This window comes from Halomonas sp. NO4 (genome assembly GCF_010994375.1).
In the GTDB taxonomy this organism is placed as follows: Bacteria; Pseudomonadota; Gammaproteobacteria; order Pseudomonadales; family Halomonadaceae; genus Halomonas.
This window is the reverse complement of sequence record NZ_WHMA01000019.1, coordinates 45,129-58,156: the sequence shown is the minus strand read 5'-3', so window position 1 is coordinate 58,156 and position 13,028 is coordinate 45,129. Positions and strand designations below refer to the sequence as shown.

Genomic DNA, 13,028 nt, shown 5'->3' with positions numbered 1-13,028 from the left:
CAACAAGCTGATCTGCGAGGTATTTCTTGAGATCGACAGGAAGGCTAGCCAGTGTTCGCTCGAGGGCTTCGAGGTCTGCTTGTTTCATGGCGTGCACCAGAGGCAAACTGGATATACAGTAGTTTATACAGTACCTTTGGAACACGCCAACAGCAGATACCAACATAGCCTTCCCTGTACAGTACCCCTTCCACCGTTCGCGCCCCTTCGGAGACACCCATGACCCTCTCGCCCACGCTGCTGGCCACCCTTGCCACCGGCCTGGCCCTGCTCCTCGGCGCCGGCCTGGTCGCCCTGCTCGGTGCGCGGGCTCGACGCACCGAGCGCGCACGCCACGCCGACGAGGTCGCGGCTCTGCAGGCCCGGCTGGCCGAGACGCGCGAGGCGCTGTCGGCCGCCCAGGCGCATCGGGATGCCGCCGGCGAGGCCCGCGACCGTTACCACCAGTGGTGGCAGGAAGAGAAGGCGGCCCGCGAAGGCGTGGCGACGGAGCTCTCCCACCTGGAGCGGCGCCACGCCGAACTCGCGACCACGCTCGACCAGAAGCAGCAGCACTTCGCCGAGCAGCTCAAGCTGCTGCGCGAGAGTCGCGATCAGCTCAGGCAGGAGTTCGAGAACCTCGCCAACGAGATCCTCGAGCGCAAGGGCAAGGCGTTCTCCGAACAGTCGCAGCAGCACCTCACCGGGCTGCTGCAGCCGCTGCACAACGAAGTCAAGGGCTTTCGCCAGCAGGTCGAGTCCCTGCACCGCGCCGATACCGAGCAGCGCGCCAGCCTGCGCACCGAGCTCAAGCATCTGCAATCGCTCAACCGCGAGATCACCGACCAGGCGAGCCGGCTCACCGAGGCGCTGCAGGGCCAGAAGAAGGTCCAGGGCAACTGGGGCGAACTGATGCTCGAGAACGTGCTGGAAGGCTCGGGCCTGCGCCCCGGCAAGGACTACCAGCGCGAGGCGAGCTTCACGACCGACCAGGGGCGCCGCCGGCCCGACGCCCTCGTCTACCTGCCCCAGGGCAAGCACCTGGTGATCGATGCCAAGACCTCGCTGGCCGCCTACGTGCGCTACGTCAACGCCGAGGACGACGCCGCGCGCCACCAGGCGCTGGCCGAACACGCCCGGGCCATGAGCGAGCGCATCACCGAACTGGCCGACAAGCACTACTACGCCCTGCCGGGCCTCAACTCGCCCGAGGTGGTGGTGATGTTCATTCCCGTGGAGTCGGCCTACGTCGAGGCGCTGAAATACGACGAGACCCTCTACCAGCGCGCCATCGAGAGCAACGTACTGGTCGCCACCCCCACCACCCTGCTGACCAGCCTCAATATCGTGCGCCAGCTATGGCGCTTCGAGGACCAGAGCCGCCACAGCGCCGAACTCGCCAACCGCGCCGAGCGCTTCTACAACAAGCTGCGCCTCTTCGTGGAGAGCCTGCAGGAGGTGGGCAAGAAGCTCGACGGCGCCCGAGAGAGCTACGACGAGGCCATGAACCGTCTGGTCAGCGGCCGCGGCAACCTGATCAAGCAGACCGCCGAGTTCAAGGAACTCGGCGTGGCCGTCAAGAAGGAGCTGCCCGGCGAGCTGGTGGAGCGTGCCGAGCTCGAGCTCGAGGCCCGTCGTGAGCGGGAGACCACTCGCGACGGAGACTGAAAGCGCTTACTGCACCGCTTCCTGCTCGCCGAAGCGCCCCTCGAACAGCTGTCTCGGAAATCCCGGGCGGACTGCCAGCTGGCGCGAAAACTGCATCCCCACTGAGGCCCTTGCGCCGATATGGCTAGAATGGATGCCATTCTGCACGGTCTATGGAGCAAGGGAGGTCGCTGAAAGCGGCCGGTGCATCAAAGCGGCGCACCGCCACTGCAGCGGCACGGCACATCGAAGACATGCCGATGGAGAGGTTCTGATGCTGAGCGCGACCGAACAACGAATCGTCGCACGCTGCAATGCCCTGATGGACGATACCCTGACGCTGACCCGCGACCTGGTGCGCGGCTACAGCGTGCTGGACCAGGAGCAGGATGCACTGGACACCATGGAAGCCTGGCTGGGCAGGCTCAACCTGCCCGTGCAGCGCGTGCCGCTGGACGCCCCCGGCTTTCTGGAACATCCGCATCGCGCCCCGGTGAACTGGCCCAGCACCGGCCGCTACAATCTGGTCTCGCGGCTGAATCCGGAGGCTCGCGGCCCGCACCTGGTGTTCAACGGCCACCTCGACGTGGTGCCCGCCGAGCCCACCGACATGTGGACCCGCCTCCCCTGGGAGCCCTGGGAAAAGGACGGCTGGCTCTACGGCCGCGGCGCCGGCGACATGAAGGCCGGTATCGCCGCCATGGTGATGGCCGTGCAGGCAGTGCGCGAGGCCGGCGAGGCGATCGACTTCCCTCTCACCCTGCAGACGGTGATCGAGGAGGAGTGCACCGGCAACGGCGCGCTGGCCTGCCTGCACCAGGGCTTCTCGGGCGACTTCTCGCTCATTCCCGAACCCTTCGGCGCGCGGATCTACAGCGGCCAGGTCGGCGTGCTGTGGTTCCGCCTGCGAGTGGACGGCGTGCCCGCCCACGTACTCGACACCCGCGCCGGGAGCAATGCCATCGAGGCACTGCTCGACTACCTGCCCGCCTTCAAGGCGCTGGAGGAGGAGATCAACGCCGGCCCGCGGCCCGCCGCCTACGCCGACCTGGAGCACCCCTTCAACCTGAGCATCGGCAAGATCGAGGGGGGGAACTGGCCGTCCAGCGTACCCGCCCACGCCGTGGTCGAGGGGCGCGTCGGCTTTCCGCCGGGCATGCCGCCCGACAGCGTAATGGTGCGGGTGCGCCAGACCGTCGAGCGCCGCCACGCCGAGCTCGGCGGCGCCGGCCCCCCGCCGCGCCTCTTCTTCCACGGCTTTCGCTCCGAGGGTCACCTGGTCGACCTCGACACCCCGGGGATTCGCCTGCTCTCGGCGTGCCACGAGGCGCTGCTCGACGAGCCGCCGGAACACTACCTCTCGACCTGCACGACCGACCTGCGCGCCTTCCACGTCAGCGGCGAGATCAACGGCACCTGCTATGGCCCGGTGGCCGAGCGCATTCACGGCGTGGACGAGTGCGTCTCCATCGACTCGATCCGTCACGTGCTCACCACCTACGCGCTGTTCCTTCATCGCTGGGGGCGGCTGGCGGGATCCGAAGGGAGTGCTGCATGACGAACGCCGGGCTCGCCCGCAACGCAAGCGGGGAGGCCATTGGCCTCCCCGCGGTGGTTGCATCGCGTTCGCGTGGTGTCTGCGATGGCGCCGTCAGGCGCAGTCGGCGGCGCCTTCGCCGAACATGTCGAAGAGCAGTTCGCGCCCCATGGGGGTGAGGATGAAACGCCCCTGGTCGTTGTAGGTGGCCGCCTCGCTGCGCTCGAGCACCTGCTGGCAGGTATCCCATTCGCTGGCTTCCGCCTGGAGCTGGCTAAGGGCGAAACGGTCGAGGCCGCGGTGGGCGATGGTCACCGTCTCCAGCACGTGGCCGTGGTGATAGAGCAGCGCCGCCACGTTGGAGAGGCACTGGCGAAGGCTGCGCTGGATTCCCGCCGTGGTGGAGGTGTCAATGGCCATGCGTCGTTTCCCTTTTCGCCATGATTTGCTGCAGCGCATGATAGCACCGCACCAAGAATTAGACAAAGGTCTAATGCTTTGCGATGGGAAAAACCGGAAGCACGACGGAGACATTGGGCACATTGGGCAATGACAGACCAGAAAAGGAGGCGGCCCCGACAGATACTCCCGAAATATTGCGTAGGGTCTTACCGAAGACGCTTCCGAGTATCTTGGCGATTGATTTTGCGAAGGTTTTTCACCAACCTGTGCTTAAGTAAATTCTCAAAAGCACCCTGATTCTATGCTGAAATTATAAAGATTTGTACCCCCTAGCGGATCACCAGGAGGAACTTCATAGACAATGCCTATAAATATCTATATTTTATCCGACAGAATTTTGTCCAATCCCCTTGCATTCACTTAGCATCTACTTTGAAAGCGTTTTTATAAAATCAAGAATGGAGTCTTCAGTCATTGCAAGAACACCAGTCTTTTCAGCAAGCTGCCAAGCAGAGCGAGTGTAACCAGCATTAGCCACGACTATAGCTAAACCAGTGCCGTAATACTGACGTGCTGAGAAGGCTTCTTGAATAGCTTTGTTGCCTACCTTCGAAGAATAGTGTTTAGACTGAATAACTGCTGAAAGACCCTTCCCTCTAATGATTAAATCAGCACCTTGATCCCCGGAACCTTTGGTAACTTCAGCGTGCATAGTGGTTTCGTTATTTATTCTTTCTGCTAAATAATGCTCAAACTCGATACCTGACATTACATCAAGCATATTCATTTCACTATCACCAGAAAAATTATTATTTTCCACAAGCAACAAGTCCTCCTCTTCTTCAAGAGAACTCTTTAACTCTTCCTCATATTCGCGAACTCTATAAGAAATAATGTCATGCAATTCTAGATAATATGTACTGTCGTGAAGAGCAAATCCAAGTTTAAAAGATGTACCTGGAAAAACCAAAGACTTAGAGGACTTGTTGATGTAATCCTTATTTTTTAATAAAAAACGCAAAACAAATCCCCAAGCTTTATTGTCAACGTAAGATGAAATTACATTACTCCATCCGTTATCAACTTTATCACCAAACTCATCGACGCATATCGAAGACGGTTTATACCCAAGAAGAACATCTATGTCTTTATCCAATCGTTGTGACAACTCACTTTGCACAGCAACAGAAATCCAGAACCTCATCATATGTACATCAATAGTACCGTTGCTTATAGCGCCGTAGCGAACGATTGATAGAAAATAATCCTGGCAGTTCTCGTTTTTATGGTGCTTGGCAAACCCAAGACAAAACCACTTTAGCGCGTCATTTTCTTTAAGCGCATTGATATAGTTAGTAACAAAATTACCATACTCGATCCTATTAAGCCCCCTGGCTACAGAATTAATATACTCAAGATCAATGTGGCAGTCTTTCATAGATAGCACCAACAATTTAGAGTTATAAACCCAATTATAGCAGAACCTTATAAAGATGCCTCTTATTTTAATCCCATCCTATTTAGATCAACCTCAAAAAACTCCCCTACCCTTCCGAGCCCTCTGCACAAATACTTGAGCACTTACTCAATATCCTTGACTCTTTGCTCGATTATTTCTATTTCGCATTCACCAAGCACCTTCATATAAATCAGTTTCGGTTTGTAATGATACTGTGAACTCTTGTACCAAATCTTAGCATCGTTAACAAACATCTCTAATGCTTCCTTCTCTTGACCCTTTTCTTCTTCTACGATTACATCAAATATAGTAATACTTTCGTTAGGATCAACTTCATTCTCTTTAAGGTACTCCACCACCCTAACAATTTCAGTTGCATAACTTACGCACTCAGTATAATTGGTTGGTGCCATTGGATGAGAATAATCCATAGCAAAGGCGGAAAAGGGAACCAACAGAGCTAACAAAAAAGTAAAAGATTTAAACATAGGCACTCCAAAAAAAGAACGGTTATTCCATTGCTTTGAAAATTTCTTGCATCAAACCAAATCGAGCATCAGATTGTTGGCGAAAAGATTTTCGTGCTTCTTCAGAGGTCATAGGCTCAGGCAGCGGAGAGGAAAGCACTTTGACCATTCTTGCTACGCACTTATCTATTTCGTATTGATCTTCCCAAGCATAATCTCCATTATTTGTTCTATTTATTACATAGTCAATAGCATCTACTTGGATTTCTTCATAGAAATCTGCATGCTTAGACATATGAGCACCATCCTCCTCATTAAACATTACTGCTATTGCATAAATATTTGCGCCATATATCAAATCCTTCGCCCTCTCTTCGTTATAAATATCAGAAAAATAGTTAGTAACAGCTAAACCTGCAAGAGAACCAGCACAGTTAACTGCCGCGATTATATCGGGGTTTAGATCTGCAAGATCATCAGACTGAGCGCTACCAGTTGAAGGAACGAGCATTGCAGAACCTATGAGGAAAGCCACTAGCGGTTTGTTCATATTGTTACCTTAGTTATTAATGAAGTATTCGGCAATATAATCTTAGCAGAGATTCCTAATTCACTCACCCTCCCTTTTCAACATTGTTCTATATCAGGGTTAAACCCGAGTCTATACCTATGCTGTTTTGATCATACCCCCAGCAGCACACCAGATCACATGCTTTTTTCGTGTTGGTAATTGACAATCGCCACCCAAAGCACCACAATTATATTCCAATACGTCAAAACAGCACAGAGAGAATCTGACCATGTTCATTCGCTCCTACCTTCGCGCCAGCACCACTGACCAAGATGCCAGTCGAGCCAAGCAGTCTCTTCAGAGCTTCACAGAAGATTATGGGCAGACAATAGCGTGTCAGTACATGGAGAATGCAAGCGGAGCTAATCCACACCGCACAGAGCTTCGTAGGCTGCTCTCGGATGCTCGACAAGGTGACGTCCTCTTGGTGGAGAGTATCGACCGTCTCTCAAGGCTACCAGCAGAAGACTGGAAGAGGCTTCGTGCTGAAATCGACCAAAAGGGATTGCGTGTCGTCGCTGTGGATCTTCCTACCAGTCATCAGGCAATGCGCGCTGATAATTCAGACGAGTTCACAGCCAGGATGCTAGATGCAATCAACTCTATGATGCTCGACATGATGGCTGCGATTGCCAGGAAGGACTATGAACAGCGCCGAGAGCGCCAGCAGCAAGGAATAGAGAAGGCAAAGGCTGAGGGGCGATATAAGGGTAGGCCTGTTGATATCGCTAAGCATAGGCGCATTCAGGAGCTTCTCAGCGCAGGATTCAGTGTCAGGAAGACAGCCGAGCATGCTGGTGCTAGCACGTATACTGTTCAGAAAGTGAAATCATCAATTTCTTGATGCCAATGGCGAGGAACGTCTAGTGTATCATACACTACTACTTGACTATGCAACCCCATAGGCTAGAGTTATCAAAGCCTTACCACTAACTTACTATGCGACAAACCTCAAAAAAATAGAAAAAATATATAACTTTGCTCTTGTTCCTGACTGACAGTCAACACCGGCCTTCATTATCGTTGACCCACGGTTGAAATTTCAGATTTATAGGTTGCAAGAGAGACTAAACGCTATGAGAATAGCTAAGTTTACAGCACCCTGATTTTCTAGCTACAATAAAGGCGTTTTATTAATACCCGCTTTGTCTTGGCTCCACCATACATTTTGTATAATTCATAAACATCGGGTACCTCCTCGAAATAATAGTTGTCACGAATCCATTTAATAAAGTTTTGCTTGGTTTTATTCTTTTGATACCATTTTTTCTTGTACTCTTTGCGGTACTGCTCGTAAGCCTCATCAACAATATGATTACAGGTAGGACACTCTTGCTTAGACATTAGATTTACCTCCTTAAGGTTTTCTATAGGGTTTTTACCTTGTTTTCTTCGATTAGGAGTAACCTACCCGCTTGCCTAGGGTAAGCCCTCAAACAGTTTTTAATATATTTTTCGTACTAATAAAGCCCCTATTCGGGTGAAACACGGGGCTTATCGTTGGTGAGATTCGTTGCTATGCTGCTTTCTTCATCCGCTCTTTAAGAATGTTCTTGGTTTGTACAGCACCGTATTGATGGTAAAGCTCTTCTACGTCTTCAAAGTCTGCAAACTGAGGATTACGATTAAGCCATTCCTTACACTTCCCGTTCTTCTGTGCCTTCGCCAATGAATCTACAGTTTCTGCGTCTTCCTCTTCATCGCTGTTCAGCCACTTGATAAATTCCCTTCTAGATTTGGCATGGGGAATCACAATGTAAACAGTTTCCTCATTGGGTACTAGTTCACCACCCTCCTTCTCAACCTCAGTAACACGGATATTAGAACGCCATACCCATTGGATAAGCTGGGATAGTGACCACTCCCTACGGTTGATCTTCTGCCCTCTCTCGCTGAAATACTGAGGGATACCGGGATTGATATGCTTGTCTAGGCACCAGACCATCAGCTTACAATTAGAATGATCGTTTGTAGCCTTAGCAGAATGGGCAAGGAATGCTTTAGGTGAACCGTCTTCGTTTTGCTCCCCTTTCCCAATTTTAAGCGTTTTAACCCAACGATTAACCGCCTTAGCATCCATCCCACCAAAGCTCTTGAAGAAGGTATAACGGGTATCCTCAAGGCTAACACCTGTCTTATCCATTGCTTCTTTAATAACCCTGTTAAGTTCCCTCTTCATCATCTCGGGATCACTATCAAAGCCAGAATGAGACATCTTGGAATCAATGTTGATATCGTCTACAATAACAATCCTTTTCCTTGCATCTTCTTTCAGCTTCCTAACACGACCCTTATCAACATCAAGAAAATGAATACCCCTTCCTTCTGTTTTAATGTAGTGATACATAATGGAAGTCTTAAATCTATGCGTTAGGATAACAACACGATCAAAGCACTGTAGGAAATCAATACCAATTTCAAACACTACATAACGACCATCAAGAAAATACACTAAGCCATTTTCAATCACGTTAAAAGTGTTCTTGTACCTGCTAGGGAATTCTTTAAGTGCTGACACCTTGCCAGTATCTTCATTAATAGAAATCAATCCAAGCTCTTCAAAAAGTTTCATATCATCATTATTTATAATGGTTGAAGGCGACACTACATCCATAGTCTCATCAATATACAGTGTCTTCTTACCTTTGAACCTACACTTCTTATTGATAAGACCAACAACCTCTGCATCAATCCGCTCATACATCTTGTGAGTAGTAATAACGTTACACTCTTCTTTGAGGACTTCTTTTAGAGAATCAAATTTAGTCTTATTATCGTCTAGTGGCTCCACAAGGTTAGCGTTAGGACATTCTTTCAAATAACGTTCTTTGATCTCTGAAAGCAATGGCACGAATACCATATTGAAATCATTAGGAGAACTGTTATTAAGTTCAATGATACACTTGCTAGACTTACCATAACCAGGGATAACACTAAGGCATTCAATTTTCATTATTTTCCTCTTCAATTTTTTACAATAGGAATCCCCACCAGTGTTAGTTGAACACAGTGTAAGGATATTAATTTAAGGTTTAGGATTAATACAAAAGGGAATTTCCGGAAAACTTCTTAAGAGCCCCGGTAGATGCCTTTTGAAAATCTTTCTTACATTCCCATTAGACCATGGGAAACACTTGACTGTCAAGAGTTAATAATCATTCTCATTTATATAAACCCTATAAAGGGGATATGTAACCTTTTTGGTGATTCACTAGAAAACTGTAATTTATCAACATATAGTGCATTTTATCTGCATATACCTACAAGATGTAGTGTCTATTCAAAATGGGGATACGCCCTATAAGGTATGGTGTTTTGAACAATTTATAGATGCTCTGTTAGATACTGGTGAAGGCTTTGTAGGTACTGCCTGTCGGCAATGTCTTACAAGGGCTGTAGAATCCTCTAGAGTGAACACAAAAAGAAAGGACTACCCTCCTTAGAAGATAGCCCTTTAGTGATTCTCTGCTTTAGTTTACGTCTTTCAAATATTCTCTTTAAACTCTATACAGAATCTGTCTAGAACACCTTTCCAATACAAGCCGTATAGAATTACAGCAAATACAACACTACCTAAAATAATCCCCATAAACAATTTATCCTTAATTTAGTGAATTACACCTTCAGTCTAGTGCATTCAACTATATTTTACCAACCTTTAAAACTTGCTTTGTATTAGCCCATAAATTTTAGAGTAAATATCAACATAAATATCCACTACCCAATTTGCCCATGTAAGTAATATATTAGGTACGTCTACATAGGGTTCAGATAGTAGAACACCATAGCCAACTATAAAGGGAAGGTTTAAGAAACCAATAAAATAAAGAGCGATCATTAATACCATTATAAATTGTATTATTGGCCATGGTAGGTACTTCCCCCAGTGTTCTGCAACATACACCATTGAACTTTTAAGGATGCTGATTGAAAAATCATATTTATAATCTTTAGCACCACAATGAGGACACGCTTTAGCTGTAGTGCTAACCTGACCTCCACATTCTGTACATTCCGTGATAGCCATAGCTTCCTCCTTGCAAGTTATTCACTAATATTAAATTCACAGACTATCACTGTCAATAGATTCTACTACATCGACTAATACCTTAGGCTTGTAATCTTTTCCATATCTGTTGTTCGTGATTCCTCCTGTTGTATGGCCAAGAAGAGCACCTATAAGGTTCTCACTGATACCTTTCTGCTTGAGATGGTCAGCAACCGTATGGCGAAAGCTATAAAAATCTTTCTTTTCATCACCCATCAAGCCTATTGACTGTCTTAACCTAGCAAACCACTTAGAGGGCTGTGCTGAATACCCGTGTTTTTTATGTCGTGTTAACTCAGGGAACACCTTGGAGGAATCCCCTAAAAAATCTATATACTCAAGGAATCCTAATTCAATGAGCTTACTATGAACAGGGATCACCCTTTCTGAATTCTCAGTTTTCAAGCATTGATCTATCATTGTCTGTTGGATATGAATACAAGGAATCCCGTCAACAAACTTTATATCTTTCGTGTAAAGCTGACATAGCTCATTTAGCCTTGCACCAGTGTATAGACCAAGATAGGGAAGCCAGTATTTAAAAGGCTTGTTTTGATGCTGTATCGCTTCAAATATTTTGGCTAGGTCATCACCCGTGAAGGTGCTTCTAAAGCTATTCTGCTTCTGTTTTACCTTGATCTTCATGCCATAGAAGGGATTGTTGACGAGATACCCTTCCCTTACAGCATAGGCAAAGAAGCTTGAGAGGTATTTTATATAGTTGTTGTAGGTGGTGATTGTTATGTTGGTGGTTGCTTCCTTGATGATCGTGTTAAGGCTCTTGTCTCCTTTGATCCTGTTCAACCTTGGAGGGAGCTGTAAGGCAACCTCTCGAAAGCGTTTGGCATGATCCAGGGTGATAGCCTCAACCTGTATATTCCCAATGACTCTAATAAGTAGATTTATTATGAATTCTTTGTCATCAATCGTCTTGATCGAGACACCTTCTAGAGCTTGCTGGCGTTTGTAGGCTTCCAAGACGCTAGAAATGACAGGTTTGGGGGCCTGTAGAGGTGTGACAGGGGCTTTTTCAGAACCCTGCCCAGCAAGGATGCCCATAGCTTCTGTCAGGGCTTCTGCACAGCGCATGACAGCTTCACGCTTGGAACGGGTACGTAAGGAACGTCTAAATTCGATCTTGCCGATGGAGGAACGTTGCGAAGGAGGGATCACCAGACGAAAGTAGTAGATGCCGTGTCTGGATCGGATCAGGTAGGGAGGGTTAGAGGGCATTTGGATCACCATTTTGGATGCCTTGACGGAACCAATGGTGAAAAAGCCTTCAAAATCAATTATATACCTGAAAAGGAGGCGGCCCCGACAGCCACATCCCGGCACACGCGGCCACCGCTACCGTTGCTCCCTTCCGGGCCTGGCGGGGTTCGCGGTTTGGCGTTGCGGGAGGACCGACGGGGCCACCACAGCGCGATGCCAGCCAGACAAGCCCTAGCTTTAGCATCGATCTCGGCGTTGCATCAATGACTTGCCGAGAGCTGCGTACTATATCAGCGCCACCCCCTGCCAGCAAGCGCCGCGGACGCGACAGCGCAGCGCCGCTGCTGTGTGAAGCGTTGGATCGTCGTGTATGGTTAGAGGACACGCCAGACAGCGACCGACCCCCTAACCGCTGAGGAGGCAGATCATGAAGAAGGATCCGAACAAGGGGTACATCGCCCTGCTGGGCTGGAGCCTGAGTGCCGTCGAGGCCGCCGAGAACTTCGACCGCCGTTACGTGGTGGTGGCGCCCGAATGGGCCGAAGAGTACTGCGATACCCACGATATTCCCTACGTGCCGTGGAACTTCGAGCGCCTCAACGACCGCTCCATGGAAATCGCCGAAACGCTCAAGGAGAAGGGTGTCGACGTCGCCATTCCCCTCTTCGAAGAGACCGTGGAGTGGGCAGGTGCCATCAACTCGCTGCTCCTCGACAAGCCGCGCCTCTACGGCCAGTCCCTGCTGCTGCGCGACAAGGCGCTGATGAAACGCCGCGCCCAGCTCGGCGGCATCCGCGTGGGCATCTTCGAGGAGGCCCACGACCACGCCGACGTCATCCGCTTCCTCAAGCGCGTCAACCAGACCCTGCTCAAGCTCGACGGCGACCCCAACGACCCCATCCACCTCAAGGCGTTCGACAAGGCCGGCTGCCTGGGCCACCGGGTGATCCGCACGCCCGACGAGGTCGATACCATCCCCGACGAGGAGTTCCCGGTGCTGATGGAGTCGCACCTGGACGGCTGGGAGTTCGCCGTGGAAGCGTGGATCCACAACGGCAAGATCGCCTTCCTGAACATCTCCGAGTACGTGACGCTGGGCTACTCGGTGTTTGTGCCGGCCTCGCCGGAACTCGAACAGTACCGTCCGCAGATCACTGCGCAGATCGAGAAGCTGATCAAGGCCTTCGACATCGACTTCGGGCTGATCCACCCCGAGTACTTCGTCACCAGCGACGGCGAGATGTACTTTGGCGAGGTGGCGTATCGCCCGCCGGGCTTCAAGGTCTTCGAGCTGCTCGAGCGGGTCTACGGTTTCAATGCCTACCAGGCGAGCATGCTGGTGTTCGATCCCAAGACCAAGCCCGAGGAAGTCCAGGCGTTTTTCCCCAAGGAAGTGGTCGATGCCGACGGTTACGCTGGCTGCTTCGGTGTCTACCCGCGCCGCCGGGTGGTCAGCCGCCTGGAGATCCCCGAGGAGGTCGAGGACGACCCCTACTTCGAGTCCCACGAGTTGACCCCGCCGGTGGAGGAGACCGTGACCAAGCGTACGGCCTTTGGTACCCACTGGGGCCTGGTCTACTTCAAGGGCGACGAGGCCGCACGCATGAAGGAACTCCTCAAGAATTTGGAAGAACTTGATTTCTATGTCTGATCAAGGCGTCATGGCAGTAATGACAGCCTGAAGACGAGGAGTCGGCGTGACG

Annotated in this window: 12 protein-coding genes and 1 other RNA gene; 4 read left to right on the top strand and 9 right to left on the bottom strand. The window is 50.6% G+C overall.

From position 1 onward, the window contains the following. Positions 1–219: 219 nt before the first annotated feature. Both rmuC and FEF15_RS13270 read left to right on the top strand, forming a co-directional pair. On the top strand, positions 220–1,647 hold the full coding sequence (gene rmuC, locus FEF15_RS13275) for a DNA recombination protein RmuC (protein WP_163559649.1): 1,428 nt from the start codon (positions 220–222) through the stop codon (positions 1,645–1,647). 253 nt (positions 1,648–1,900) lie between these two features. Continuing rightward, positions 1,901–3,184 carry an ArgE/DapE family deacylase gene (locus FEF15_RS13270; protein ID WP_163559648.1) on the top strand — a complete coding sequence of 428 codons (1,284 nt, stop codon included), beginning with the start codon at positions 1,901–1,903 and terminating at the stop codon, positions 3,182–3,184. Positions 3,185–3,277: 93 nt separating this feature from the next. On the opposite strand, the gene FEF15_RS13265 is transcribed toward FEF15_RS13270, so the two are convergent. The 4 genes from FEF15_RS13265 to FEF15_RS13250 all read right to left on the bottom strand — a co-directional run bounded on the left by FEF15_RS13265 (position 3,278) and on the right by FEF15_RS13250 (position 6,041). Further along, the gene (locus tag FEF15_RS13265) at positions 3,278–3,583 is read right to left on the bottom strand and encodes a hypothetical protein (RefSeq protein WP_163559647.1); all 306 of its coding nucleotides are present in this window, start codon (positions 3,581–3,583) and stop codon (positions 3,278–3,280) included. Between the two features lie 409 nt (positions 3,584–3,992). After that, entirely contained in the window at positions 3,993–5,003 is a 1,011-nt protein-coding gene (locus FEF15_RS13260; protein WP_163559646.1) for a restriction endonuclease, read from the bottom strand. 143 nt (positions 5,004–5,146) lie between these two features. After that, on the bottom strand, positions 5,147–5,512 hold the full coding sequence (locus FEF15_RS13255; RefSeq protein WP_163559645.1) for a hypothetical protein: 366 nt from the start codon (positions 5,510–5,512) through the stop codon (positions 5,147–5,149). Between the two features lie 22 nt (positions 5,513–5,534). After that, positions 5,535–6,041, bottom strand: coding sequence for a hypothetical protein (locus tag FEF15_RS13250; protein WP_163559644.1), 507 nt, complete (start codon positions 6,039–6,041; stop codon positions 5,535–5,537). Between the two features lie 250 nt (positions 6,042–6,291). On the opposite strand from FEF15_RS13250, the gene FEF15_RS13245 reads away from it, so the two are divergent. Next, the gene (locus FEF15_RS13245; protein ID WP_163559643.1) at positions 6,292–6,906 is read left to right on the top strand and encodes a recombinase family protein; all 615 of its coding nucleotides are present in this window, start codon (positions 6,292–6,294) and stop codon (positions 6,904–6,906) included. Between the two features lie 266 nt (positions 6,907–7,172). Here the strand turns inward: FEF15_RS13245 and FEF15_RS13240 are convergent, their stop codons facing one another. From FEF15_RS13240 to ffs, 5 genes are all read right to left on the bottom strand, one after another. After that, positions 7,173–7,406: a hypothetical protein gene (locus FEF15_RS13240; RefSeq protein WP_163559642.1), complete on the bottom strand. Its 234-nt coding sequence runs from the start codon at positions 7,404–7,406 to the stop codon at positions 7,173–7,175. Between the two features lie 172 nt (positions 7,407–7,578). Next, complete coding sequence (locus FEF15_RS13235) at positions 7,579–9,015, bottom strand: hypothetical protein (RefSeq protein WP_163559641.1); 1,437 nt, start codon at positions 9,013–9,015, stop codon at positions 7,579–7,581. Between the two features lie 705 nt (positions 9,016–9,720). After that, positions 9,721–10,089, bottom strand: coding sequence for a zinc ribbon domain-containing protein (locus FEF15_RS13230; RefSeq protein ID WP_163559640.1), 369 nt, complete (start codon positions 10,087–10,089; stop codon positions 9,721–9,723). A 36-nt stretch (positions 10,090–10,125) separates the two neighbouring features. Further along, complete coding sequence (locus tag FEF15_RS13225; protein WP_205598533.1) at positions 10,126–11,355, bottom strand: site-specific integrase; 1,230 nt, start codon at positions 11,353–11,355, stop codon at positions 10,126–10,128. Between the two features lie 70 nt (positions 11,356–11,425). Next, positions 11,426–11,522, bottom strand: an RNA gene (gene ffs, locus FEF15_RS13220) — signal recognition particle sRNA small type. 230 nt (positions 11,523–11,752) lie between these two features. On the opposite strand from ffs, the gene FEF15_RS13215 reads away from it, so the two are divergent. Beyond that, complete coding sequence (locus FEF15_RS13215) at positions 11,753–12,976, top strand: carboxylate--amine ligase (RefSeq protein ID WP_163559639.1); 1,224 nt, start codon at positions 11,753–11,755, stop codon at positions 12,974–12,976. Positions 12,977–13,028 lie beyond the last annotated feature (52 nt).